A 25742-nucleotide genomic window follows, 5' to 3' on the forward strand; every position below is an offset into this window, starting at 1 on the left:
GCTGCACCACTACGCTGGCGTCATGTTGTACGAGCACCTCGGGGCTCGGCCCCGGATCCATGACACCGCCGTCGTCGCTCCCACCGCCGTGATCTCCGGAGACGTGACGATCGGACCGGACTGCCAAGTGCTGCACGGCGCCGTGATCACCGCCGAGGGCGGGCCCATCACGCTCGGCGAGCACGTGATCGTGATGGAGAACGCGCTCATCAGGGCGACGGCCGCGAACGCCGTGCACATCGGCTCGCACACGCTCGTCGGAACCCTCGCGAGCATCGCGGGTGCGACCGTCGGCGAAGAGGTCTTCCTCGCGTCGGGCGCCCGGATCTTCAACGGCGCGCTGGTCGGGGACCGGTGCGAGGTGCGCGTGAACGCCATCGTGCACCGGCGGGCGGTGCTGCCGTCCGGCACCGTCGTGCCGATCGGCTGGGTCGCGGTCGGGGATCCCGTCCAGCTCCTCTCTCCCGACCGCGAGGAGGAGATCTCCGCGGCCCAGCCCGAGCTCGACTTCCCGGGGCACGTCTTCGGCGTGGACCGCGACACCCCCGACCTGATGGTTCAGCTGACCGAGCGGTACGGCAGTTCCCTGGCCCGGCATGCCGACGACGTGCGTCTCGATGCCGACGGCCACGCGGCGGGCCGAGGGTGAGTGACGGGGCAGGGCTCGTCCGACCGGACATCAGCACGGAGGACGCCGCGCTGATCGCTCGCGACTGCTACGGGGTCGACGCCCAGGCGAGCGAGCTCGGGAGCAACCAGGACCGGAACTTCGTCCTGATCGAGCCGGACGGATCACGCAGCGTGCTGCGCGTCGACAACCCGGTGTTCGGCGACGACGCGAGAGCCGCGCAGCATGCGGCGCTCGACGCCTACCGCGCAGCCGGCGTTCGTGTTCCCACCGTGCTCCCCGGGCTCGACGGTGAGCTCACCCAGCGCTGGCGAGGATTCGCGGTGCGGCGCAGCGAGTTCGCCGAGGGCGAGCCGATGGTCGACGCGGGCTATCTCGCTCCCGTCGTCCTGGGGGAGTTCGGCACGCTGGCTGCGGCATCCGTGAACGCGCTCGCAGGTCTCGTGCATCCGGGGCTCGACCGTGAGCAGATGTGGGACATGCGCGTCGCGTACGAGCAGATCATCGCGCTGGCCCCGGCAGTGACCGAGGCCGAACTGCGCGTGCGCGTGCGCACGGCAGCCGATGAGGCTCACGCCGCTGTCTCGACCGTCGCTGCCGGCCTGCCTGTGCAGCCGATCCATGGCGACCTGACCGACGACAACGTCACCGGAATGCGCGGTGCCGACTCGCGGCTGCATCCGCACACGGTGCTCGATCTGGGAGACCTGGGTCTCGGTTGGCGCGTCGCGGAACTGGCTGTCTGCGTGTCGTCGATGCTGCACCATGAGCCGGAGCGCCCGCTTCGCGCACTCGACACCGTCGCGGCGTTCCACGCCGATGCCCCGCTCACTCGCGACGAGGCGGTCGCGGTGTGGCCCCTCGTCGTGCTGAGAGCAGCGCTGCTCGTCGCGAGCGGCTGGCGTCAGCTCGCGATCGACGGGGACAACGACTACGCCCGCGAGAGGATCGAGGGGGAGCAGGCCATCTTCGACGCGGCGACCGCCGTTCCGCTCGCCGAGATGTCCGAGCACGTGCTCGCGCGGCTCGGGTTCGCGTCTCCGGAGTTCGAGATGTCGGATGCCGAGACTCCGGATGAGACTCCTGATGCGGGGACTCCGGATGCAGGGACTCCGGATGCTGGGACTCCGGATGCCGAGATTCCGGGGGACGCTCCCGACGTGCCTGACGCTCCCGACGTACCCGACGCTTCCCGCCGGGAACTGTCGATGCTGCTTCCCGATCTCGACGGCCGAGTCCTCCTGGTCGATCCGGGCATCGAAGCCGAGGGGCTCGATGCAGGGCGCTGGTCGCATCCGGATGCCGAGGCGATTCTCGTGGCCGAGGCCCACGCGGCGGGTGCTCGCGCTGCCGTGGTTCCCTACGGCGTCTTCCGGCTCACCCGGACGACCGTCGACGCCGTGAGCGCGGCCGCCACCTGGCCGGTGGAGACGGAGGTGCATGTCGCCCCCGGTCCGTCGTCGCGACTGGTCGCGCCGACCGCGGGGGAGCTGAAGATCACCGACGACGGGGTGCGCATCGAGCTCGACGGCGGGTGGAGGCTCGCGCTCCGTGGCACCGACATCGAGCCGAATCGCAGCGGGAGAGTCGAGAGGGGCGAGAGCATCGGCAGGCTCGCCGCATCCTTCGAGAACCGCACGATGGTCATCGGGCTGACGCGAGGGGATGCTCCGCCGCTCCGCTCCCCGCTGCCGAATCCGCCGATCGCCGCGCGGCTCGTCACCCCGGAACGCGTCGCGGCCTGGCGTCGCTTCACCGCGGACCCCGCTCCGCTGCTGGGCCTCCGGTCCGCCGCGCAGCGCGACGAGGCCGGTCAGGAGCTCGAGCGCCGCGAGCGCATCTTCGCGGCCGCACAGGAGCGCTATTACGAGCACCCGCCGCAGATCGAGCGAGGCTGGCGGCACCACCTCGTCGACACGACCGGTCGCAGCTACATCGACATGGTGAACAACGTCGCCGGGCTCGGCCACGGGCACCCGCGAGTCGCGGCGGCGGCGAACCGCCAGCTGAAGACGCTCGCCACGAACTCCAGGTTCCTGTTCCGCGGCCTCGCCGAGTACAGCGAGCGACTGATCGCGCTGATGCCCGAGGGGAGCGGCCTCGACACCGTGCTGCTCGTGAACAGCGGATCGGAGGCGGTGGACCTCGGCATCCGTCTCGCGCAGGCGGCCACAGGCCGACGAACCGTCGTCGCGCTGCGAGAGGCCTATCACGGGTGGACGATGGCGAGCGATGCGGTCACCACCAGCGCCTATGACAATCCTGATGCGCTCGCGACGCGTCCCGATTGGGTGCACGTCGCCGATGTGCCCAACTCGTTCCGCGGCACGCACCGCGGCCAGGACTCGGCGGACCGGTACCTCGCCGACCTCGCCGCCGACCTCGACCGCCTCAGCGTCGAGGGCCGGGATCCGGCCGGGTTCGTGTGCGAGTCCGTGCTCGGCAACGCGGGCGGGGTGGTCCTTCCCGACGGATATCTGACCGGTGCGTACGACCTCGTGCGTTCACACGGTGGCCTGTGCATCGCCGACGAGGTGCAGGTGGGCTTCGGGCGCATGGGATCCACGTTCTGGGGATTCGAGCAGTCCGGAGTGATCCCCGACATCGTCACGATCGCGAAGCCGATGGGCAACGGCTTCCCGATCGGCGGCGTGATCACCTCGAAGAGGATCGCCGACGCGCTGAGCGAGCAGGGCCAGTTCTTCTCCTCGGGCGGTGGCAGCACGCTCAGCAGCAGCGTCGGCCTCGCGGTCCTCGATGCCATGGTCGAGGACGACCTGCAACGCAACGCGCTCGACGTCGGTCGGCATCTGGCGGAGTCGCTCCGTGCACTCGCGCAACGGCATCCGATCGTCGGGCCCGTGCACGGGCAGGGGCTGTATCTCGGGGTCGAGCTCGTGCGCGACCCCGAGACCCTGCACCCGGCGGCGGCCGAGGCGGCCGCGATCTGCGAGAGGCTTCGCGAGCTCGGCGTGATCGTGCTCACCACCTCGGAGCGCTCGAACGTGCTGAAGATCAAACCCCCGCTCTGTCTGTCGGTCGGGAGCGCCGACCATGTCGTCGCGATGCTCGACCGCGTGCTCACCGAGGGCTGGTGATCGAGCGGGGTCTTCGAATCGAGTCGGTTCTCGGCATGTTAAATGCGTATTTCGAATCAGATCCGCTCTTCCGCTGACGAATCTCCGGGGTACATACTGAGCGTCAGTGTCGGACCGCCCGAAGTCCGGCCCATGCGCTGTTCCCGAAGGAGTACTCATGGTCACGCCCATCAAGACGAAGCCGCTCGCGCAGGGCGGAGGAACCCTCCGCCGCAATCTCGGCCTCTGGGCGATCGTCGGTCTCGGACTCGGCTATATGACGCCGACCGTCGTCTTCGACACGTTCGGCATGGTGGCTCGCGACACCGACAACGTCGTCCCCGCGGCCTACCTCGTCGCCCTCGTCGTGATGGTGTTCACCGCCATCAGCTACGGCAAGATCTCCCGCGCCATCCCGAGCGCCGGGTCTGCGTACACGTACGTCCGCGAGTCGATCCACCCGAACCTCGGGTTCATGGTCGGCTGGACCTCGCTCATCGACTATGTGCTGCTCCCGATGGTCAACTGCCTCATCATCCGCAGCTACCTCGAAGCGCTCTTCCCCGACATCCCCGGCTGGATCTGGGTCGTGCTGTACTGCATCCTCGTCACGAGCATCATCTACATGACGATGCGCGGCACCTCGAACATGAACATGATCCTGCTCGTGTTCTCGATCGTCGTGATGGTCGTGTTCGTCGTCATGGTCGTCGCGCAGCTGATGCGCGGCGAAGGAGCGGGCACGATCGCATCGGCCGCGCCCTTCATCCACGACGGTGCGACGATCGGCGCGGTGCTCATGGGGGCGACGATCGTCTGCTTCTCGTTCATCGGGTTCGACGCCGTGACGATGTACGCCGAGGAGGCGAAGGATCCGAAGACGATGCCCAAGGCGATCCTGCTGACCGTGCTGCTCGGCGGCGCGATCTTCCTCGTCGCCGCGTACGTCACGCAGCTGCGCTTCCCCGACTGGAACGAGTTCGCCCCCGGTGGCGACATGCAGTACGTCGAGGATTCGACGCTGCCGATCATCGGAAACCTCGTCGGGGGCAACGTGCTCATGGCCGTGCTGACCGCCGCCGGCTTCTGCGCCACGCTCGCCTCGGGTCTCGCCTCGCACGCATCGGTCTCGCGGATGCTGCTCGTCATGGGTCGCAACAACGTCCTTCCGCAGAAGGCCTTCGGCTACATCAACCCGCGCACCCACACGCCCACCTTCAACATCGTGCTGGTCGGCGCGATCTCGCTGCTCGCGATCCCGTTCACCCTCGAGCTGATCGCGGCGTGGATCAACTACGGCGCCCTGATCGCGTTCACCTTCGTCAACATCTCGGTGATCGCCTGGTTCGCCGTGCGCAAGGGGCGGCGCCACACACCGCGCGACATCTTCTCGTACATCGTGATGCCGGGCATCGGCATGCTCCTCACGGGTCTGCTGTGGGTGAACCTGCACGCCGACGCCCTGACAGGGGGACTCATCTGGACCGCTCTCGGCCTGATCTACCTCGCCGTGATCACGAAGGGGTTCCGCAAGAAGGTGGTCGCGTTCGATGAGAACCAGGCGGTGACCGGGTTCAACAAGGTCGTGAAGGTGCCGGTCGACGAGAACTGAGCACCTCAGGCGTAGAGACGCGCAAGAGCCGCCTGCCCGGGAGGGAGGCGGCTCTTGTGTCGTGCGCAGTGGGTGTGACTCCGGTCAGATCACGCCCTGGGCGAGCATCGCGCCCGCGACGCGCTCGAAGCCAGCGATGTTCGCCCCGGCGACATAGTCGCCGGACACGTCGTAGCGCTCCGCGGCGTCGAACGCGGCGCGGTGGATGTCCGCCATGATCTCGCGCAGCTTGTTCTCGCTCGCGTCGAAGCTCCACCGCTGGCGAGACGCGTTCTGGCTCATCTCGAGAGCGGAGGTGGCGACGCCTCCCGCGTTCGCCGCCTTGCCCGGCGCGAAGAGGACTCCGGCGCTCTGGAACGCATCGACGGCAGCGGGGACGCAGGGCATGTTCGCGCCCTCCGAGACCGCTCGCACGCCGTTGGCGATCAGGGTCTCGGCGGCGTGGAGATCGAGTTCGTTCTGGGTCGCCGACGGCACGGCGATGTCGACCGGGACCTCCCAGACGCTGCCGCCTTCGATGAATCGGGCGCCGGGGCGACGGTGGGCGTACTCGACGATGCGCGCGCGCTCGACCTCCTTGATCTGGCGCAGCAGGTCGACGTCGATGCCGGCGTCGTCGACGACGTACCCCGACGAGTCGGATGCCGTGACGGCGGTCGCGCCGAGCTGGGATGCCTTCTGGATCGCGTAGATCGCGACGTTGCCCGAGCCCGAGACGCCGACGCGCTTGCCGTCGAGCGAGTCGCTGTGCACGCCGAGCATCTCCTGTGCGAAGAACACCGCGCCGTAGCCGGTCGCCTCGGTGCGCACCTCTGCGCCACCCCAGCCGGTGCCCTTGCCGGTGAACATGCCGGACTCGTGGCGGTTGGTGATCTTGCGGTACTGGCCGAACAGGTAGCCGATCTCGCGACCGCCGACGCCGATGTCGCCGGCGGGGACGTCGGTGTGCTCGCCGAGGTGACGGTAGAGCTCGTTCATGAACGACTGGCAGAAGCGCATGATCTCGGCATCCGACCTGCCGTGCGGGTCGAAGTCGGATCCGCCCTTGCCGCCGCCGATGCCCTGGCCGGTCAGCGCGTTCTTGAAGATCTGCTCGAACCCGAGGAATTTGATGATCGACAGGTTGACCGACGGGTGGAAGCGAAGGCCGCCCTTGTACGGTCCGAGCACCGAGGAGAACTGGATCCGGTAGCCGCGGTTGACCTGCAGACGCCCGGCATCGTCGACCCACGGCACGCGGAACAGGATCTGCCGCTCCGGCTCCACCAGACGCTCGAGGATGCCGCCGTCGACGTACTGCGGGTTGCGCGCGAGCACCGGTGCGATCGAGTTCAGCACCTCGTGCACGGCCTGCTGGAACTCGGGCTCGTGCGGGCTGCGGGCGAGCACCGTGTCGAAGACGGGCTGCACGTCGTCGGCGAGCGGATGGAAGTCGACGGAAGACGGAGAGGTCACGCGAAAGAGCTTTCTGATCGGGGGATGGTGCTGCGTGCGATCGTGTCGCGTGAGGGTGCGCCGGATACGGCGAAGTTTTCACTCTAGCGGGCACGCCGAGGTGAGCACCTTCACACCGGCATGCGCTTGTTCGGGGACGACGACGCGGGGGTCACCCGGTGTTCTGGAGGCCCGCCGCGACGCCGCTCACCGAGAGCAGCAGCAGTCGCCGCTGCTCGTCGTCGGCACCCGAGCCGGTCGCCTCGGCCGGGTCGCGCAGTGCGCGGAGGGCGCGCAGCTGCAGCAGCGACAGGGCGTCGACGTACGGAGTGCGCAGCTGCACGGCGCGCTGCAGGATCGGCTTGTTCTCGAGCAGGCCCACACCGCCGGTGAGACGGATGACCCACTCGCGCGTCAGCGACAGCTCGTCGAGCACGAGCTGCGCGAGATCGTCCCGATCGCCGAGGGCGAGGTACTGGCGGGCGATGCGCTCATCGGTCTTCGCGAGGCTCATGGCGACGTTGTCGATCATGGTGCGCAGCAGCGGCCAGTCGCGATAGGCCTCGGCGAGACGGGCCTCGTCGCCGACGGCGGCGAGAGCGGTTCCGAGTCCGAACCAGCCGGCGAGGTTGATGCGGGCCTGGGTCCAGGCGAAGACCCACGGGATCGCGCGCAGGTCTTCCAGCGACTCGACCGACAGCCCGCGTCGAGCCGGGCGGGAGCCCAGGGCGAGCAGGCCGATCTCCTCGAGAGGGGTGACCGTGGCGAACCAGGGGGCGAAGCCCTCCGCCTTGACGAGCGAGAAGAAGCGCTCGCGCGACGAGGTGTCCATGACGGCGGCGATGTCGGCGAAGCGTGCGGCGGCGTCGCTCGTGTGCTTCTCGACGGACGGAGACGAGGCGAGCAGCGTCGCCGCGGCGACCTGATCGATGTGGCGCATCGCGATGGCCGGCTCGCCGTAGCGCGCGAAGATGACCTCGCCCTGCTCGGTGAGCTTGAAGCGACCGTCGACCGAGTGCGGTGGCTGAGCGAGGATGGCCGAGTTGGCGGGTCCGCCGCCTCGGCCCAGAGCACCGCCGCGACCATGGAACAGGGTCAGTTCGATGTCGGAGTCTTTGGCCCACTGCGCGATCTTCTCCTGCGCCTCGTACAGGGCGAGGTTCGCGGCGACCGGGCCGACGTCCTTCGACGAGTCGGAGTAGCCGAGCATGACCTCGAGCCGGTTGCCCGTCGCGGCGAGGCGTTCCTGGAACTCCGGGAACGTCACGGCCTCTGCGAGGATGGCGGGCGCCGCCTGCAGGTCGGCGAAGGTCTCGAACAGGGGAACGACGTCGAGCACGGGGGCGTCGTCGCCCAGCGCGTGCCTCGCGAGCGCATACACGTTCGCGAGGTCGGACGCCGACTGAGTGAACGACACGACATAGCGGCCGGCAGCCCGCAGGCCGCGGTCGCGCTGGATCTCGGCGATCACGCGGAAGACCTCGAGCACCTCCTCGGTCTGCGCGCTGATCGCGTCGCCGCTGGAGAGCTCCGAGAGCGCCTTGCGGTGCACCTGCGAGTGCTGACGCACCTCGAGCTCGGTCAGATGGAAGCCGTAGGTCTCCACCTGCCAGATGAGGTGCTGCACGCCGCCGAACGCATGGCGCTTCGCGCCCGCATCCGCCAGCGACGACTGCACCGTGCGCAGGTCGTCGAGCAGCTCCTCGGGGCGCGAGTAGCGCTGCTCCTCGCCACGGCGGGTGGCCGCGACACGGTGGGCGAGGGCGAGCAGCACGCGGCGGTGCGGCTCACCGGGGGAGCGGGCGCCCAGCTCCTCGGCGACGCGCGGCTCAGCGCCGGCGAAGGCCTCCCACAGCGCCGTGACTCCTGCGCTCGCAGGGGTGTCCTCGGCGTCCAGCGTGAGGGCGCGGCCGATGCGCTCGAGTGCGCGCTCCAGCCCGCGCAGCACGTGGTCGGAGGCGATCTGCGACGCCTCACGGGTGACGGATGCGGTCACGAACGGGTTGCCGTCGCGGTCGCCGCCGACCCAGGACCCGATGCGCACGAACGCGGGCACGACCGGAGCGCTCGAGCCGGAGTCGTCGCCGCGGAGTGCGTCGTCGATGCGCCGGTACACGTGCGGCACGGTGGTGAACAGGGTCTCGTCGAACACGCCCATGACCGTGCGCACCTCGTCGGTCGGCGAGGGCTTCTCGGCGCGGAGCGGCGCGGTGCGCCAGAGGGTGTCGATCTCCTCCAGCATCCTCCGGCGCGCGCGGTGCTCCTCCGACCCGCCCTCGCTCGCGGCGTCGTGCTGGGTGAGCAGCTCGGAGAGGCGGCGGATGCTCGACGACACCGCGCGACGGCGTGCCTCGGTCGGGTGGGCGGTGAACACCGGGTGGAAGCGCAGGCCCTCGAGACGGCGGAGCGCCTCGTCGTCACCGACCTCCGTCTTCAGACGCGCATAGGCGGTGGCGACGGTGTCGGCCGCATCCTCGCGGCCCGGCTGGCCAGCGCGCTCACGGAGCACCCGCACGCGCTGGTGCTCCTCGGCGAGATTGACGAGGTGGAAGTAGCAGGTGAACGCCCGTGCGACCTCGTCGGCGCGCGCGATGCTGAACGACTCGGCGATCGCGGCCGCCCGATCGAAGGCGTCGGAGGTCTCTTCGTCATAGGCCTGGATCGTCGCCAGCCGCAGCCGCTCGACGTCCTCGAAGAGGTCGTCGCCGCCTGCTTCGCGCAGTACCTGGCCGAGAAGGGCGCCGAGCATTCTGACGTCGGTGCGCATGGCATCCGGAATGCCGCGGCCCGCTTCGAAACGGCCGATGATGCGGATGGCCGAGGTGTCAGTGGGCTCGGGGAAGGCGTGTTCGGGGGTCACCGTTCGAGAGTATCCCGGGTCGGGGTCGTGCTCTGAACGCATGACGATGTGAGACGTGCGGGGCGCTCGCAACTACCATGGGGGCGATGCGCATCTCCGCGAACCCTCTCCGTGGCCAGCAGTTCCCTGCTGTCCTGCTCCTCGTCGCGGCAGGGCTCGGCATCCTGCTGGCGAATCTTCCCTCGCATGATGCGCTCGCCGCGGTGCTCGACTTCCACATCGCCGTGCCCGGCACAGTGCTCGACCTCTCGATCGAGCACTGGGTGTCCGACGGTCTTCTCGCCGTGTTCTTCCTCGTGGTGGCGATCGAGCTGCGGCACGAGCTCACCCACGGCGAGCTCGATTCGCCCAGCAAGGCCGTGCAGCCGGCCATCGCCGCCGCCGGCGGTGTGCTGGTGCCGATCGCTGTCTATCTGCTCATCGCGGGCGACTCCGCGACCGCCACCGGCTGGCCCATCCCGACGGCGACCGACATCGCCTTCGCGCTCGGCGTGCTCGCGATGTTCGGACGGGGGCTTCCGTCGAACGTCCGCGTCTTCCTGCTCGCGCTCGCGATCCTCGACGACATCATCGGCATCATCTTCATCGCGGTCCTCTTCGCGCACGACGTGCAGTGGCTGTTCCTCGCGCTCGCCGTCGCCGCCGTCGTCGCGTTCTGGCTGCTCAGCAGACTGCTCCACGCCAAGGGGCATCCGGCGGTGGCCGTCGCGATGATCATCGTCGGCGTCGTCGCCTGGGGCCTGGTGGCCTCGTCGGGCATCCACGCCACCATCGCCGGCGTGATGCTCGGGCTCGTGATGTCGCCCGTTCCTGCCGCGCGCACCAGGCACGTGCTCGAACCGACGGTGAACGGCGCGATCCTGCCGATCTTCGCGTTCGTCGCCGCCTTCGTGGTGATCCCCGCCCTCGCACCGTCGGAGCTCTCTCCCGCCTTCTGGGGGATCGTCGTGGCGCTGCCCGTCGGAAAGATCATCGGCATCTCCCTGTTCGGGTGGCTCGCGATGCGGATCCGGCCCCGAGGCGCGGCGCCGGCCCTGCCGTTCGCCGACATCTTCGCCGCCGGCGCGCTGGGCGGCATCGGCTTCACCGTCTCGCTTCTGCTCGCCAACCTCGCCTTCGCGGCCGACGCCGGCACCCGCGATCAGGCCATCCTCGGTGTGCTCGTCGGCTCGCTCGTGGCTCTCGTGCTCTCGGGTGTGATCGTGTCACTCCGCGCCCGTACGTACCGACGACGGGGCGCCGTGACCTCGTGACCGCGGGGCGACCCGAGTGGCGTTCGAAGGAGGACCGGTGAGTGCAGAGCCCGCCCGCGACCCGCTGCGCGCCGCAGCCGAGACGATGCGCGAGGTCCGGGATCGCTGCGTCTGGTCGCAGCAGATCACCCATCGTGATCTCGTGCCGTATCTCATCGAGGAGTCGCACGAGGTGATCGACGCCGTCGAGGACGGCTCACGGGCCGACCTGCGTGAGGAGCTCGGCGACCTGCTCTGGCAGGTGCTGTTCCACGCCGCGATCGCCGCGCAGGACCCCGACGACCCGTTCGACATCGACGATGTCGCGGCCACGCTCACCGAGAAGATGGTGCGGCGGCATCCTCACGTCTTCGCGGACGAGGTCGCGACGACCCCTGAAGAGGTCCTGGTGCACTGGAACGCCGCGAAGGCGGCGGAGAAACGCGCGAGACGCAGCGTCCTCGACGGGATCCCGCGCGGTATGCCGGCGCTCGCGCTGGCACAGAAGGTCGCCGGTCGAGCCGAGGGGGCCGGCGTCGTCGTCGCCCGGACCGATGCGGACGGGGCTGGACCGGCGCCCTCCTCGGAAGCAGAGCTCGGCGACGCACTTCTCCGCCTCGTGGCGGTCGCGCGCGCCGAGGGCTGGGATGCCGAACGAGCGCTGCGCGAACGGCTCCGAGCGGTCGAGGCCGAGGTCCGCGAGGCGGAATCCGAAGCCTGAGTCCACGGCCTGGCCCGCCGACCTGGAAAGATGGAGGCGTGGCTACTGTGAACCCGCCGCGCGGAATGCGCGACATCCTCCCCGCCGACAAGGCTCGCCGCGAGCGCGTCCTCTCCGTGATCCGTGATCGTTACCGCTCGCACGGGTTCGACGAGATCGAGACCCCGGCGCTCGAGGAGTACTCGCGACTGCACGCCGGCATCGGCGGCGACAACGAGAAGCTCGCCTACAACGTGCTGCGCCGCGGCCTCGATGCGGATGCCATCCGCGACGCCGCCGACGACCAGGGCGCCCTGGCCGACCTCGGTCTGCGATACGACCTCACGGTTCCGCTCGCGCGCTTCTACGCGAGCAATCGCGCTCAGCTCCCCGGTGTGTTCCGCGCGATCCAGATCGGTCCGGTCTGGCGTGCTGAGCGACCGCAGAAGGGGCGCTACCGCCAGTTCGTGCAGTGCGACATCGACATCATCGGCGACGACTCGTCGCGCGCGGAGGCCGAGCTCATGGTCGCCTCGCTCGATGCGGTCGACGCACTGGGTCTCGAGGGCGCCACCGTGCGCATCAACGACCGCCGTGCGCTGGACTGGATGCTCGGCAGCTTCGGCTTCACGGGCGACGAACGTCCCGGGGTCCTCATCACGATCGACAAGCTCGACAAGATCGGGCCCGACGGCGTCGCCGCCGAGCTGCGCGAGCGCGGTTCGGCGCCATCGGCCGTCGACGCGTTCGAAGCCTTCCTCCTGCGCCCGCAGACCATGGAGTACAACCCCTTCGGCGAACGTCAGATCCGCAAGGCGCTTCCCGACGGTGCCCCGGACGAGATCGTCGGACACCTCGTCGCGATCGGCGAGGCCGTCGCCGCCGGCCGAGGCGCGACCGACATCCCGCTGGTCTTCGACCCGTTCCTCGTGCGCGGCATGGGCTACTACACGGGCACGATCTTCGAGCTGGCCCACCCTTCGGTGTCGTACTCGCTCGGCGGCGGCGGTCGCTATGACGGCATGATCGGCCGCTTCCTCGGCCAGCAGGTCCCTGCCGTCGGGTTCTCGCTGGGCTTCGAGCGCCTCGTCGACCTCGTGACGGCGGGCGCGGATGCCGGCGAGCGCGCCGTCGTGCTCATCCACGACGCCGACGTGCCGGTCGCCGAGCTCGTCATGCACAAGGTGGGTCTCGTGGGCTCCGGGGCGCGAGTGCGGCTGGAACGGCGCACGAAGAACGTGAAAGCCCTGCTCGAGCGCTCGGCCGCCGACGGATACACGGAGTTCGCGACCGTCTCGGCGGGAACCTCGGAGCTGGAGCTCAAGCCCCTCTCCTGAGTTCGGCGGATGCCGTTCACTCGGCGTTCACGCCGTTCCGGTCGAATCGGGACATGAGCCGACCGCCGTTCGTCGCCGTCGCGGCGGTGGGTGTCGCCACCGCGGTGGCCGCCGCCGGAATCCGGGTCGTCCTCACCCGACAGGCCGCGATCGCGCGTCGACGCATCGGCAAGCCGCTCGGTGAGGAGTCGATCGACGCCGACCGCGTCTGGCGTCGTTCGCTCGACGGCATGCCGATCGATCTGCTCGTGCTCGGAGACTCGCTGGCGGCGGGCCTCGGCGCCGAGCGGCGCAAGGAGACACTGGGCGGACGACTCGCCAAGGGTCTGGCGCGACGGATGCGACGACCGGTCCATCTGCGCACGGCCGCCGTCGTCGGGTCCGAATCGCCCGACCTCGCCGCCCAGCTCGACGCGCTGCCCGAGGACTACGCCCCGCATGTCGCCGTGATCGTGGTCGGGGGCAACGACGTGACGCACCGCATCCCCGTCGCCGTCTCGACGCAGCACCTGCGCGAGGCCGTCCGACGGCTGCGTGCTCGGGGTGCGGAGGTCGTGGTCGGCACCTGTCCCGATCTCGGAGCCCTCCGCCCGGTTCCGCAGCCTCTGCGGCGCCTGATGTCGAGCATGTCCCGTCGACTCGCCAGGGTACAGGCCGAGACCGCTCGTGCCGAGGGCGCGCACCCCGTCGACCTCCGCCGCGCCGTCGGCCCGATGTTCTTCGACGATCCGGAGGCGATGTTCAGCCTCGATCGCTTCCACCCGAGTCCGCTCGGCTATCGGCGCACGGCGGAGGCACTGCTCCCGGCCGCGTGTCGGGCTGCCGAGACCGCGCTCAGCTCGCGCCGTCAGACGGGGCAGCACTGAAGGACGCCGCCCAGTCGGCGACCCGCCGTGCGCTCTCCTCGTCCGAGAGGTCTTCGACCCGGGTCATCACCGACCATCGCACGCCGAACGGATCCCGGATGCTGGCGAATCGGTCTCCCGACACGAACGCCGACGGAGCCTCGCGCACGGTTGCGCCCGCGGCGACGGCACGCTCGACGACGGCGTCGACGTCCGAGACATAGAGTCCCATCGAGTAGCAGTCGTCGTCTCCCGACGGCGCGGGAACCAGATGATAGTCGGGGCTGGGCTCGCCCAGCTGCAGGTGGCCGAACCCGAAGTCGAGGTCCGCATGGGCGACGACACCGCCGAACTCCGTGACATCGATGACGCGAGCGCCGAAGACGTCCCGGTAGAACTCGATCGCCTCCCGTGCCCGGGGGACCGCGAGGAAGGGAGTGAGGGAGGTCGCGCTGTTCGGTCGGCCGTCCGTCGTGTGCTCGCCGGTCACGCCGGTCCTGTTCTCGGTGCTCATGCAGCCACAGTAGGGAGCAGTCGCAGACGCGCGCTTGAACTTGCGCGACACGATCGTGCGCCGGGTCATAGGGTCGAGGCATGGACGTCGACGACCTCGGACCGACCGTGTCCGCCATGCGGGTCACCGTGACGATCCTCGCGGGCGGCTAGCGATGCGTGCGACCCGCGGTGTGCTGTATCCGGCCCGGCTGCCGGACTTCCATCGTCTGCCGCCTGCGACCGCCGCGCGGGACCTCGCGGTGTGGTTCTGGATCCCCGAGTGGAGCATCGAGCCCGCTCGATCGTCTCGCCAGGAGATCGTCGGCTATCCGGCGCTGAACCTCGTCGTCGAGAACGGTGACGTGAGTCTGTCCGGGGCGACGACACGGGCTTCGCATCGCGAGCTGACCGGCACGGGCTGGGCAGTGGGCGCCCTGCTGCGACCCGCAGCTGTCGCGGCCCTCATCGACGACCCTGCCGCACTCGTCGATTCCGAGCAGCCGGTCGTCGCTCCCGAGCTCGCGGACGGGGTCAGTGCTGCGATGGCGTCGGGGGAGGGACATCGCGAACGCGCCGTCGCGGTGTTCTCGGAGTGGCTCGCTCGTCGGGTCGGACCCCTCGACGACAGTGCGAGGCATGCGAACGCGCTGGTCGAGGTGCTCATGGAGGAGGGCGCGGCCGACTCGGTCGAGGAGGCCGCGACCCGACTCGCGGTCTCGCTGCGCACGCTGCAGCGCCTCGCCCATCGTCACGTCGGAGTGTCGCCGGCCGCCATGATCCGGCGCCGCAGGCTGCAGGAGGCCGCGGAGCACCTGCGTCTGCACCCAACGGTCGATCTGGCGGATCTCGCCGCCGACCTGGGGTACGCGGATCATGCCCATCTCACCCGCGACTTCCGGAACGTGCTCGGAATCGCGCCCCGCGCGTACCGAACGTCCTCCGCGCAGGACGTTCGGAGTGCTGCCGCATCATCCTGATCAGCGCGCGAGCCGCAGCCGGATCGTCCGATAGAGCACCCCGACCAGCACGACCGCGGTACCCACCACCGAAGCCACCACCGGCAGCGTGTTCACGAGCACGAGGCACCCGAGCGCACCGACGACCTGCAGCACCCGCGGATAGCGGCGAGCCGCAGTGCGCTGGCGGAATGCCGCCGCATTGGCGATGAGGTAGTACAGCAGCACACCGAACGAGGAGAAGCCGATCGCGTCGCGCAGATCGGCGACGAGCACGATCATCACGATGATGACCGCGATCGTGATCTCGGCCCGACGGGGTACGTGCCAACGCTCGTCGACCTTCGCGAGGAAGCGCGGCAGATCCTCTTCGCGGGCCATCGCCAGTGTGGTGCGACCGATGCCGGTCAGGAGGGCGAGCAGAGCTCCGAGCGAGGCGGCGGCCGCGGCCACGCGGACGACAGGAGTGAGAGCCGTCCACCCCGAGGCCGTGACGACATCGGCGAGAGGGGTGGTGCTCGTGACCGCGTCGCCGCCGAGCACGACGACGACCGTGATCGCGACGAGCGTGTAGACGACGACCGTGCCGCCGAGGGCCAGGGCGATCGCCCGGGGGATCGTCCGGGCGGGGTCGACGACCTCTTCGCCCATCGTCGCGATGCGCGCGTATCCCGCGAACGCGAAGAAGAGCAGGCCTGCGCCCTGCAGCACCCCGTACGCGGAGGCATCCGGAAGGGGAGCCGGGGCGGTAGACGAGGAACCGCCGAGGCCCACCGCGACCACCACGGCGAGTCCGAGCAGCGAGCACACGACGAGGATGCGCGTGACGAGGGCGGTTCGCGTCACGCCGAAGCAGTTGACCGCCGCGAGAGCGACGACGGCAGCGACGGCGACCGGCACCTCCCAGCCGTCCGGTGCCGCGTAGGCGGCGAAGGTCATGGCCATCGCCGCGCAGCTGGCGATCTTGCCGATCACGAAGCTCCATCCGGCGACGAAGCCCCACCACGGGCCGATCTCGGCGCGGGCGTACGCGTAGGTGCCGCCGGCGACGGGATGCGCCGCGGCGAGCTGCGCCGAGGCGGTCGCGTTGCAGTAGGCGACGATCGCGGCGATCGCCAGGGCGATCAGGATGCCGCTTCCGGCGACTCCCATGGCCGGTGCCCACACGGAGAACACGCCGGCGCCGATCATCGAACCGAGACCGATCGCGACGGCGTCGAGAGGTGTCAGGCGGCGGGCGAGGGGCATCCCGTCATCGTGTCACGTCCGGGTGAACGTCCGGTATCGCCGTCGCCGTCAGCTCCGAGCGGTGGTGACGCGCTGCTTCTCGCGGATGTAGACCTGTCGGCGGACTCTGGCGACGACGTCTCCGTCGCGGTCGGTGATGACGGTCTCGAACCACTCGAGCACCTTCGCACCGCCGTGCGCCCGCTCGCGGATCTCCTCGGCCCGCTCGCGGCTGACCTCGAACTCGGCCGTCAGCACCCCGCGCCCGGGCTTGACGAACTCGATCTCGCCCCGGGTGTCCCAGACGACATAGTCCCGGCCGAGCTGATGCATCACGAGCATGAAGAAGTGCGGGTCCGTCATCGCGGACATCGAGCCGCCGAATGCCGTCTTCACGTAATTGCGGGTGAACACGTTGACGTGCAGCTCGACCGTGGCGTGCGTCCAGTCCTCGCTGAAGCGGCGGATGCGGATGCCGCTGAACAGATTGGGGACCCACAGGCTCATGCCCGTGGCGAGACAACGGGGAGTGATGCGCATGAGGTCAGTGTGGCCGACGGCCGGATCCGGACAAAGCTCGCTGGAGGGTTGCGACAGTTGTTATAGTTTATGTAGAACTACTAGAAGATTGGAGGACGGGATGCTGATCCGCATCGACGCCGACAGCGCTCGGCCGCTCTTCGATCAGGTCGCGGCATCCGTTCGCGCCGATGTCCTCGCCGGACGTCTCGTGCCGGGTGACCGGTTGCCTGCCGCCCGTGAACTCGCCGAGGCGCTCGAGATCAACCTGCACACCGTGCTCCGTGCCTATCAGCAGCTGCGCGACGAGGGGCTGATCGATCTGCGCCGTGGCAGGGGAGCGGTGGTGTCCGCTGCTGCATCTCCGCTCGCCGAGCTCTCACAGGACATCGCCGCGCTCGTCGCCCGCGCCGCATCCCTCGGACTCTCTTCCTCGACACTGGCCGCGCTCATCAAGGAGACCGACGCATGACCCCCGAGATCCGCCGCGCCCGCACCGCCTTCTGGTGGGTCGGGGTCATCGTCCCCGGCGCTCTGATCGTGCTCGCCGCCGTCATCGTCCTGGCGTGGCTGCCCGACATCCCCGATCCTGCGGCGATCCACTGGGGCCTCGACGGAGCCGATGGCTTCGCGCCGCGGTGGACGCCACTGGTCATGCTGATCGGCCTGGGCGGAGGGATCGTGGCGATGTTCGCGATCATCGTCCTGGTCTCGCACAGGCTGCCCCCACGGGGCTCGGGCGGGCCGCTTCCTCAGTCGCAGTGGTCGACGACCGCCCGTCTGCTCGGAGCGGCCGGCCTCGCGATGGCGGGCCTGATGTCCATGCTCGCGATCACGACGACCGGCTCCCAGCGAGGGCTCTCCGATGCGAACGAGGCGCCCGACATCACCCTCTGGGTCCCGGTCATCGTCGCGATCGCCGCCGGCCTCGGGGTGATCGGATGGTTCGCGCAGCCGAAGGTGCCCGTCGCGTCCGTCGCGTCCGCGGATCCGGCGGCACCTCTCCCTCTCGCCGACCACGAGCGCGCCGTGTGGATGAAGACCGTGAACGTGGCCCGCAGTGGCCAGGTCGTCCTCGGGATCAGCGTCTTCTTCACGGTCGCCGTGAGCGTGCTGCTGCTCGCCCGGGGCATCGCCGCCGGGTGGATCGTGGCGGGCATCACTGTGGTCCTCGTCATCGTCGTGGCGACCGGTCTGTCGTTCCGGGTGCGGGCGAGCACCGCTGGCCTTCGGGTGCGCTCCGTCGCCGGATGGCCGCGTCTCGAGATCGCCGCGGCCGACATCGCCAGCGCTCGCGCGGTGCAGGTCGACCCGTTCGCCGAGTTCGGCGGCTGGGGCTACCGAATCGGCACCGACGGGCGGCGCGGATTCGTGCTGCGCACCGGCGAGGCCCTCGAGATCACCCGCACAGACGGTCGCGTGTTCGTCGTCACCGTCGATGACGCCTCCACAGCGGCATCCGTCCTCGCTTCCGCAGCATCCCGATGATCGCACCGCACATCGACACCGAACAGCACATCGACACCGAACCGGGAGTCAATCCATGACCCGCATCAGAGCCGCATCCGTCGTCCTCTTCGTCGCGCTCGCGTGCGGGCTCGCCTGGCTCGTCGCCCTGCCGCTGTGGCTGGGCGACGGCCTCGCCGAGCCCAGCGCCTGGTTCCTGCTGCCCGTGATGATGCTGACCCCCGCGCTCGCCGCGCTCGTGGTCACCCTCGCCCTGCGTGTGCCGGCACCGGGGGAGCGGCTCCGCTTCCTGGGCATCTGGCCCCTGCGCCCGGCCAGGCGGGTCGTCTGGCTGATGGTGGCGGGCTGGCTCGTCCCTCCGGTTCTCGTCGCGCTCGGCATCGTGGTCGCGGCGGCCTTCGGATGGGTGCAGCTCGACCCGACGTTCTCGGCGTTCTCCGCTGAGATCGCGAGGTCGCTGCCCGCCGGTGCGCCGATGCCCCCGATCGAGCTCATCGTGATCTCGCAGATCGTGATGATCCCTGTCGGCGCCCTGATCAACAGTGTGCTGGCGTTCGGCGAAGAACTCGGCTGGCGCGGGTGGCTCGTCCCGGCCCTACGACCGCTCGGCACGTGGCCGGCACTCCTCATCAGCGGAGCGATCTGGGGCTTCTGGCACAGCCCGGTGATCTTGCTCGGCTACAACTTCGGGCGCACCGACATCACCGGCGTGCTGTTCATGATCGGCGGCTGCATGGCCTGGGGTGTGCTGCTGGGCTGGCTGCGTCTGCGCTCCGCATCGGTCTGGCCCGCCGTCCTCGCGCACGGCTCGCTGAACGCGGCCGCCGGACTCGTCCTCATCTTCGCCGCATCGCAGCCCGATCTCGCACTCGCCGGACCTCTCGGCGTCGCGGGATGGATCGTCGCGGCGGCGGTGATCGCCGCATTGGCACTCACGGGCCAGTTCCGTCGTCAGCCCGAGCTCGCGGGCGCGCCCGGGCGGCTGCTGTCCGCTCCCCGAGCCGGGAGGGGTCCGCAACCCTCTTGACGCTCTTCGGGGCTCACGGTTTGCTGAGGGCATGGAATCCACTCCCGCCGCCTGGTCGAATGCCGACGCCTATCTCGCTGATCTCCTCGTCGGTCATGATCCGCAGCTGGAGGCGGCGCTGGCCGCTCAGCACGATGCCGGTCTTCCCGAGATCGAGGTCGCGCCGGTCGGCGGCAAGCTCCTCAACCTCCTCGCCCGCATCAGCGGCGCTCGCCGCGTGCTGGAGATCGGGACGCTCGGCGGCTACTCGACGATCTGGCTCGCACGGGCGGTGGGTCCCGAGGGGCGTGTGATCACCGTCGAGGCCGAAGCGGACAACGCCGCCGTGGCCCGCGCGAGCATCGATGCCGCCGGCGTCGGAGACCGCGTCGACATCCGGATCGGCCGAGGTGCCGACGTGCTCCCCACGCTGGTCGGCGGCTTCGACCTGGTCTTCATCGACGCCGACAAGGAGTCGAACACGGTCTACCTCGACTGGGCCGCGAAGCTGGGCCGTCCCGGAACCGTGATCGTGCTCGACAACATCGGACGGGAGGGTGAGATCGTGCGCGACGATGCGACCGACCCCAAGGTCGTCGGCACCAGGGATGCACTGCGGATGCTGGGCGAGGACCCGCGCTTCGACGCCACCGCGCTGCAGACGGTCGGTGTCAAAGGCTGGGACGGCGTCGCGCTCGCTGTCGTCGTGTGAACCTCCGGCCCCGACCCGGGTGCTGAGGGCCGGGCGGGCTAGACTGGGCGCGGATCGACGACGCTCCACACACCTTTTCTCTGAGCAAGGAGCACATCAGTGGCACTGATCGAGGCTGTAGGCGCACGCGAGATTCTCGACTCGCGCGGAAACCCGACCGTTGAGGTGGAGGTGCTCCTCGACGACGGCGTAGTCCAGCGGGCAGCCGTCCCGTCGGGTGCATCCACCGGTGCATTCGAGGCGTACGAGCTGCGCGACGGCGACAAGAGCCGTTATGGCGGCAAGGGCGTGCTCAAGGCCGTCGACGCCATCATCGACGAGCTCGGACCGGCGCTCGAGGGCATCGAGGCGAGCGAGCAGCGCATCGTCGACGAGATCCTGATCGAGACCGACGGCACCGAGAACAAGCAGCGCACCGGCGCCAACGCGATCCTCGGCGTCAGCCTCGCCGTCGCGAAGGCCGCGGCCGACTCGGCCGATCTGCCCCTGTTCCGCTACCTGGGCGGCCCCAACGCGCACGTGCTGCCCGTGCCGCTCTTCAACGTGATCAACGGCGGCGAGCACGCCGACAACGGCATCGACATGCAGGAGTTCTTCCTCGCGCCGATCGGCGCCGAGACGTACTCCGAGGCGCTTCGCTGGGGTGTCGAGACCTACCACGTGCTGCGCGGCGAGCTGAAGGCCGCCGGCTACGCGACGGGCCTCGGCGACGAGGGCGGCTTCGCCCCCGACCTGCCCAGCAACCGCGAGGGTCTCGACTTCCTCGTCAAGGCGATCGAGAAGGCCGGCTTCAAGCCGGGCACCGAGATCGCGCTCGGCCTCGACGTCGCAGCGACCGAGTTCTTCAGCGACGGCGTGTACCGCCTCGACAACAAGGACTGGACCGGCCCCGAGCTGATCGAGTACTACCAGGGTCTGGTCAACGACTTCCCGATCGTCACGATCGAGGATGCCCTCGCCGAGGACGACTGGGACAACTGGAAGCTCCTCACCGACGCTCTCGGCTCGAAGGTCCAGCTCGTCGGAGACGACCTGTTCGTCACGAACCCGACGCGTCTGGCTGACGGCATCAAGCGCGGCGTCGCCAACTCGCTGCTCGTGAAGGTCAACCAGATCGGAACGCTCACCGAGACGTTCGACGCGGTCAGCCTGGCGCAGCGCTCGGGTTACACCGCCATGCTGTCGCACCGCTCGGGTGAGACCGAGGACACGACGATCGCCGACCTCGTGGTCGCGACGAACGCGGGTCAGATCAAGGCGGGTGCGCCTGCTCGCAGCGAGCGCGTCGCGAAGTACAATCAGCTTCTGCGCATCGAGGAAGAGCTGGGCGACGCGGCTGTCTTCGCCGGCCGCTCCGCGTTCCCGCGCTACCAGGGCTGAACACAGCTGAGACAGACAGGAGCCGCCTGAGCGGCTCGAACGAAGGAGGAGCCGTGGCACGACGACCGGCTCCTCCTTCGGCGTCTCCGGGGGCGACCCGGCCCGCCTCAGCGCCGCCGTCGCCCGCACAGCGCACCGCGGGTCGGACGCCCCGGGGTGCGGCGAGCAGAGGCGCGCAGGACCGCAGGGTCGATGTGCGCGAGTGGGCCTCCGGCATCCGCCTGTCGGCCTTCTCGGTCATCATGCTGTCTCTCGTGGTCCTCGGCGCATGGGTGCTGGTGCCGACGCTCGGCACCTTCATCGATCAGAGGCAGAAGATCTCGGCTCTGGAGCAGTCGATCCAGGTCTCCGAAGACCAGATCGCCGCGCTCGAGAAAGAGCGTGAACGCTGGAACGACCCGGCGTACATCACCACCCAGGCGCGTGAGCGCCTGTATTACGTCAAGCCCGGCGAGGTCGTGTACCTGATCGACAACGACCTCGACCCCGCCGCGCTTCCGCAGCAGCAGGGCCCGGTCAGCGACACGCTCGAGGAGACGCCCTCCGACTGGATGCCGCAGCTCTTGCGCACTCTGACGTCCGCCGGACTCAGCGACACGGCCGCAGTCGCCCGCTGACCTGCGCCGCCGCCGCACGGGGCGTGTGCTCCGAGCATCCTCCCGGTCGGCTCCCGTACGCTGGTCGGGTGACCACGCCGCCATTCCCCGCCCCCACGACCGCCGAACTCGCCGTGGTGTCGGCCCAGTTGGGGAGAACCGCTCGCGGCGTCGTCGGCATCGCAGCCCGTTGCGTCTGCGGCAACCCCACGGTCGTCGCCACCACGCCGAGGCTGCCGGACGGAACGCCGTTCCCCACCTTCTACTACCTCACCCACCCTGCCGCGACTGCGGCCATGTCGACTCTCGAGGCCACTCAGGTCATGCCGGAGCTCGCGGCGCTCCTCGCCGAGGACGACGGGGTCGCGGCGGCCTACCTCGCGGCGCACGAGGCCTACCTCGCCGACCGTGCGCAGTTCGGCGAGGTCACCGAGATCGACGGCATCTCGGCCGGCGGCATGCCCACGCGCGTCAAGTGCCTGCACGCTCTGGCCGGTCACGCTCTCGCGGCCGGCCCCGGCGTGAACCCGATCGGCGACGTGGCGCTCGAGCGTTCGACGTGGTCTCCCGAGAAGTGCCGGTGCGACGCCCCGGGCGCGGCGCTGTGCGACGTCGAGGCGTCGACCGAATGAGGCCGCCGCGGATGCTGCGCAACGGCGTCGCGGTGGCGACGATCGTGGCATCCGTCCTGCTACTCGGCGCAGCGGCGACGCCGCCGCCGGTGCCCGATGATCCTGCCGATCCGGTGCGCGCCGCCGAATACTGGCTCGATGGCGCCGGGATCCGAGACGCCTGGCAGACCACCCGCGGCGACGGAGTGACCATCGCCGTCATCGACACCGGGATCGCCAAGGTCCCGGGAGTGTTCGACGGGGCCGTCGTCGGCGGCACGGACGTGTCAGGCACCGGGACACCCGACGGGCGCACCCCGGTGGGTGCCATCGACGGCAATCACGGCTCGTGGGTCGCGTCCCTCGCCGCCGGGCGCGGCGCGGCCGACGGCAAGGGCATGATCGGCGTCGCCCCCGAAGCCGATCTGCTCTCGATCTCCGTGGGGTTCGGCGCAGCTGCCGCCGTGCCGTTCACCGAGCAGGTGGCGAAGGCGATGCGCTGGGCGGTCGATCACGGGGCGGACATCATCAACCTCTCGTTCACCACGAACACGCTGGACTGGGACAAGAGTTGGGACGACGCGTTCCTCTACGCCTTCGAGAACGACGTCGTGGTCGTGGTCGCGGCGGGCAATCGGGGGAGCGGCACCGACATCATCGGCGCCCCCGCGACGATCCCCGGCGTGCTCACGGTCGGCGGAGTCGATCAGACGGGCACGGCGAGCATCGAGGCCTCGACGCAGGGGATCACCATCGGCATCGCGGCACCCAGCGAGGGCCTGCGCGGTGTCTCGGCGGACGGCACGGTCGTGCCCTGGAGCGGCACCAGCGGTGCGGCGCCCATCGTCGCGGGCATCGCGGCCCTCGTCCGGTCCGCGCATCCCGAGCTCGATGCCGCCAACGTCATCAACCGCATCATCAAGACGGCGATCGAGGTCCCCGGCATGGCGGATCCTCCCGACCCCCTCTACGGCTACGGTCTGGTGGATGCCGAGGCGGCGATCAGCGGGGACGTGCCCAAGGTCTCCGAGAACCCCATGGGAGACCTCGCCGAGTGGGTCCGCCTGTTCCGTCGGGCGGAGACGGTCCCGCAGCCGGAACCCACCGCCGCGCCGGTCGAGGTGCCGCCTCTGCCGGATGCGGACGCGCCGACGGAAGCCGGTTCACCGCTGCTTCCCAGCGCTGAATCGCTGCGCTACGGTACCCTGCCGCTCATCGCGCTCACAGTCCCTGGTATCCTGATAGCGCTTGGCGTCACCGCAGCTGCCCGGCGCATCCGATCGGCGCGCGCACGCACGCCACATTCCTGACTCCCGAGGAGTTGTCCCCCTGTGCCTCAGAACAGCACTGTGCCCAAGATTCTGATCGTCGGTGGAGGCTATGCAGGCTTCTACACGGCGTGGAAGCTGGAGAAGCACCTTCGCAAGGGTGAAGCAGACGTCACCATGGTCGACCCGCTGCCGTACATGACGTACCAGCCGTTCCTCCCCGAGGTGGCCGCCGGCTCGATCGAAGCCCGACACTCGGTGGTCGCCCACCGTCGTCACCTCAAGCGCACGAACGTGCTCACCGCCAAGGTGACCGGAATCAACCACGCCGAGAAGGTCGCGACGATCACGCCTCCCGTGGGCGAGCCGTGCGAGTTCGCGTACGACCAGATCGTGGTGACCGCGGGTGCCGTCTCGCGCACCTTCCCGATCCCGGGCATCGCAGACAACGCGATCGGCCTGAAGACGATCGAGGAGGCCGTCGCGATCCGTGACCGCCTGATGTCGAACTTCGACAAGGCGGCGTCGCTGCCTGCGGGCCCCGCGCGTGATCGCCTGCTCTCCGTCGTCGTCGTCGGCGGTGGCTTCGCCGGCATCGAGGTGTTCGCCGAGCTGCGCTCGCTCGCCTCGTCGCTGGTCAGCAAGTACCCGCAGCTGACCTTCGACGACACCCACTTCCACCTGATCGAGGCGATGGGGCGCATCATGCCCGAGGTCTCGCTGCAGACGAGCGAGTGGGTGCTCAAGGACCTCGCGAAGCGCGGCGCCAACGTGCACCTCGACACGCAGCTCACCAGCGCGGTCGACGGCAACGTCGAGCTGTCGACGGGTGAGGTCATCCCCACCGATCTGATCGTCTGGACCGCCGGTGTCATGGCGAACCCGACGGTGGTGCGCGGTGGCGACCTCCCGATCGAGGAGCGCGGCCGCATCCAGACCCGTGCAGACCTCCGTGTCGGCACCCCCGAGGCCTTCGTTCCCGGGGCCTGGGCCGCCGGTGACGTCTCTGCCGTCCCCGACCTGTCCGGTGGTGGCGTCGGCGGCTTCTGCGTGCCGAACGCCCAGCACGCCGTCCGTCAGGCGAAGCTCCTCGCGAAGAACATCGTCGCCGTGCTGCGTGGCGAGGACCCGAAGGAGTACTTCCACAAGAACCTCGGCGCCGTCGCGGGCCTCGGGCTCTACAACGGTGTCTTCCAGTCCGGCAAGATCGCCCTCAAGGGGTTCGTCGCCTGGGTCGCCCACCGTGGATACCACGGCCTCGCGATGCCCACGTGGGAGCGCAAGTTCCGCGTGGTGTGGGGCTGGTGGAACAACCTGTGGCTCGGTCGCGACCTGGTGAACCTCGAGACGGTCCAGAACCCGCGCTATGTCTTCGAGGAGTTCGCCGCTCGCCCGCGTCCGGCCGCCGATGCGCCGGCTCCCGCCGTCACGGCTCCGGCCGCGCAGGCGACCGCCGTCGACAAGGCTGCTGACGAGAAGCCCGCCGGCCAGAAGACCGGTGCCAAGAAGCCGGCCGCCAAGAAGACCGCCGAGACGGCTGCCGCCAAGTAGTCCTCTCCTCGAACGCCCCGATTCCTCCGGAGTCGGGGCGTTCGTCGTCTGCGGCGACGGGGCGTGTCTCGCACCCCGTTCATAGGCGCGCTTGCTACCGTCGGCAGCGCAAGGGGAGTACTCCCGTCTGCGGTGGTGTCGTCATTACGGATACGAGGTCGTGTCCCGGCCCACCGGCCCGTGAGGGTGGAGGAGACCTGGCGTCCGTATCCGCGGACGGCCAAGGACC

The 25742-nt window shown here is 69.7% G+C and carries 22 protein-coding genes; 17 read left to right on the forward strand and 5 right to left on the reverse strand.

All coding sequences use genetic code 11. From position 1 onward, the window contains the following. Nucleotides 1-22 precede the first annotated feature (22 nt). The 3 genes from SOM10_RS17025 to SOM10_RS17035 all read left to right on the forward strand — a co-directional run bounded on the left by SOM10_RS17025 (nucleotide 23) and on the right by SOM10_RS17035 (nucleotide 5317). The gene (locus tag SOM10_RS17025) at nucleotides 23-649 is read left to right on the forward strand and encodes a gamma carbonic anhydrase family protein (protein ID WP_072590958.1); all 627 of its coding nucleotides are present in this window, start codon (nucleotides 23-25) and stop codon (nucleotides 647-649) included. Continuing rightward, nucleotides 646-3726, forward strand: a complete 3081-nt coding sequence (locus SOM10_RS17030; RefSeq protein ID WP_320491269.1) for an aminotransferase — start codon at nucleotides 646-648, stop codon at nucleotides 3724-3726. The genes SOM10_RS17025 and SOM10_RS17030 overlap by 4 nt, the downstream gene beginning before the upstream one ends. A 157-nt stretch (nucleotides 3727-3883) precedes the next feature. Beyond that, complete coding sequence (locus SOM10_RS17035) at nucleotides 3884-5317, forward strand: APC family permease (protein WP_320491271.1); 1434 nt, start codon at nucleotides 3884-3886, stop codon at nucleotides 5315-5317. Between the two features lie 84 nt (nucleotides 5318-5401). Here the strand turns inward: SOM10_RS17035 and gdhA are convergent, their stop codons facing one another. Beyond that, nucleotides 5402-6772 carry an NADP-specific glutamate dehydrogenase gene (gene gdhA / locus SOM10_RS17040; protein WP_053095494.1) on the reverse strand — a complete coding sequence of 457 codons (1371 nt, stop codon included), beginning with the start codon at nucleotides 6770-6772 and terminating at the stop codon, nucleotides 5402-5404. Nucleotides 6773-6923: 151 nt separating this feature from the next. Next, entirely contained in the window at nucleotides 6924-9611 is a 2688-nt protein-coding gene (locus SOM10_RS17045; RefSeq protein ID WP_320491273.1) for a phosphoenolpyruvate carboxylase, read from the reverse strand. An 86-nt stretch (nucleotides 9612-9697) separates the two neighbouring features. Between SOM10_RS17045 and SOM10_RS17050 the strand changes: the two genes are divergently transcribed. The 4 genes from SOM10_RS17050 to SOM10_RS17065 all read left to right on the forward strand — a co-directional run bounded on the left by SOM10_RS17050 (nucleotide 9698) and on the right by SOM10_RS17065 (nucleotide 13746). Next, nucleotides 9698-10864 carry a Na+/H+ antiporter NhaA gene (locus SOM10_RS17050; protein ID WP_187249349.1) on the forward strand — a complete coding sequence of 389 codons (1167 nt, stop codon included), beginning with the start codon at nucleotides 9698-9700 and terminating at the stop codon, nucleotides 10862-10864. Nucleotides 10865-10949: 85 nt separating this feature from the next. Beyond that, nucleotides 10950-11564 carry a MazG family protein gene (locus SOM10_RS17055; protein WP_053099038.1) on the forward strand — a complete coding sequence of 205 codons (615 nt, stop codon included), beginning with the start codon at nucleotides 10950-10952 and terminating at the stop codon, nucleotides 11562-11564. Between the two features lie 65 nt (nucleotides 11565-11629). Next, nucleotides 11630-12880: a histidine--tRNA ligase gene (locus SOM10_RS17060; RefSeq protein ID WP_320491368.1), complete on the forward strand. Its 1251-nt coding sequence runs from the start codon at nucleotides 11630-11632 to the stop codon at nucleotides 12878-12880. Nucleotides 12881-12933: 53 nt separating this feature from the next. After that, nucleotides 12934-13746 carry an SGNH/GDSL hydrolase family protein gene (locus tag SOM10_RS17065; protein ID WP_320491275.1) on the forward strand — a complete coding sequence of 271 codons (813 nt, stop codon included), beginning with the start codon at nucleotides 12934-12936 and terminating at the stop codon, nucleotides 13744-13746. Here the strand turns inward: SOM10_RS17065 and SOM10_RS17070 are convergent. Continuing rightward, nucleotides 13715-14239, reverse strand: a complete 525-nt coding sequence (locus SOM10_RS17070; protein ID WP_320491277.1) for a VOC family protein — start codon at nucleotides 14237-14239, stop codon at nucleotides 13715-13717. The genes SOM10_RS17065 and SOM10_RS17070 overlap by 32 nt on opposite strands. 154 nt (nucleotides 14240-14393) lie before the next feature. Between SOM10_RS17070 and SOM10_RS17075 the strand changes: the two genes are divergently transcribed. Further along, complete coding sequence (locus SOM10_RS17075) at nucleotides 14394-15197, forward strand: helix-turn-helix domain-containing protein (RefSeq protein ID WP_320491278.1); 804 nt, start codon at nucleotides 14394-14396, stop codon at nucleotides 15195-15197. On the opposite strand, the gene SOM10_RS17080 is transcribed toward SOM10_RS17075, so the two are convergent. Both SOM10_RS17080 and SOM10_RS17085 read right to left on the reverse strand, forming a co-directional pair. Continuing rightward, nucleotides 15198-16424, reverse strand: a complete 1227-nt coding sequence (locus SOM10_RS17080; RefSeq protein ID WP_320491279.1) for an APC family permease — start codon at nucleotides 16422-16424, stop codon at nucleotides 15198-15200. Between the two features lie 48 nt (nucleotides 16425-16472). Then, nucleotides 16473-16943, reverse strand: a complete 471-nt coding sequence (locus SOM10_RS17085) for a PaaI family thioesterase (RefSeq protein WP_320491280.1) — start codon at nucleotides 16941-16943, stop codon at nucleotides 16473-16475. A 100-nt stretch (nucleotides 16944-17043) separates the two neighbouring features. Between SOM10_RS17085 and SOM10_RS17090 the strand changes: the two genes are divergently transcribed. The 9 genes from SOM10_RS17090 to SOM10_RS17130 all read left to right on the forward strand — a co-directional run bounded on the left by SOM10_RS17090 (nucleotide 17044) and on the right by SOM10_RS17130 (nucleotide 25513). Further along, the gene (locus SOM10_RS17090) at nucleotides 17044-17394 is read left to right on the forward strand and encodes a GntR family transcriptional regulator (RefSeq protein WP_072590965.1); all 351 of its coding nucleotides are present in this window, start codon (nucleotides 17044-17046) and stop codon (nucleotides 17392-17394) included. Further along, nucleotides 17391-18410 carry a DUF1648 domain-containing protein gene (locus SOM10_RS17095; RefSeq protein ID WP_320491281.1) on the forward strand — a complete coding sequence of 340 codons (1020 nt, stop codon included), beginning with the start codon at nucleotides 17391-17393 and terminating at the stop codon, nucleotides 18408-18410. The genes SOM10_RS17090 and SOM10_RS17095 overlap by 4 nt, the downstream gene beginning before the upstream one ends. Nucleotides 18411-18465: 55 nt before the next feature. Further along, on the forward strand, nucleotides 18466-19416 hold the full coding sequence (locus SOM10_RS17100) for a CPBP family intramembrane glutamic endopeptidase (protein WP_320491283.1): 951 nt from the start codon (nucleotides 18466-18468) through the stop codon (nucleotides 19414-19416). Between the two features lie 31 nt (nucleotides 19417-19447). Further along, nucleotides 19448-20107 (forward strand): O-methyltransferase, encoded by a 660-nt coding sequence (locus SOM10_RS17105; RefSeq protein WP_072590968.1) that lies wholly within the window; start codon nucleotides 19448-19450, stop codon nucleotides 20105-20107. 99 nt (nucleotides 20108-20206) lie between these two features. Next, on the forward strand, nucleotides 20207-21487 hold the full coding sequence (eno, locus tag SOM10_RS17110; RefSeq protein ID WP_053095504.1) for a phosphopyruvate hydratase: 1281 nt from the start codon (nucleotides 20207-20209) through the stop codon (nucleotides 21485-21487). A 53-nt stretch (nucleotides 21488-21540) separates the two neighbouring features. Continuing rightward, nucleotides 21541-22104 (forward strand): FtsB family cell division protein, encoded by a 564-nt coding sequence (locus SOM10_RS17115; protein WP_083569297.1) that lies wholly within the window; start codon nucleotides 21541-21543, stop codon nucleotides 22102-22104. Between the two features lie 68 nt (nucleotides 22105-22172). Beyond that, nucleotides 22173-22715 (forward strand): DUF501 domain-containing protein, encoded by a 543-nt coding sequence (locus SOM10_RS17120; RefSeq protein ID WP_320491286.1) that lies wholly within the window; start codon nucleotides 22173-22175, stop codon nucleotides 22713-22715. After that, nucleotides 22712-24004, forward strand: coding sequence for a S8 family serine peptidase (locus tag SOM10_RS17125; protein WP_053095506.1), 1293 nt, complete (start codon nucleotides 22712-22714; stop codon nucleotides 24002-24004). The genes SOM10_RS17120 and SOM10_RS17125 overlap by 4 nt, the downstream gene beginning before the upstream one ends. 39 nt (nucleotides 24005-24043) lie before the next feature. Next, on the forward strand, nucleotides 24044-25513 hold the full coding sequence (locus tag SOM10_RS17130; protein ID WP_320491288.1) for an NAD(P)/FAD-dependent oxidoreductase: 1470 nt from the start codon (nucleotides 24044-24046) through the stop codon (nucleotides 25511-25513). Nucleotides 25514-25742 lie beyond the last annotated feature (229 nt).

The organism is Microbacterium sp. CFBP9023, assembly GCF_034045055.1.
Lineage (GTDB): Bacteria > Actinomycetota > Actinomycetes > Actinomycetales > Microbacteriaceae > Microbacterium.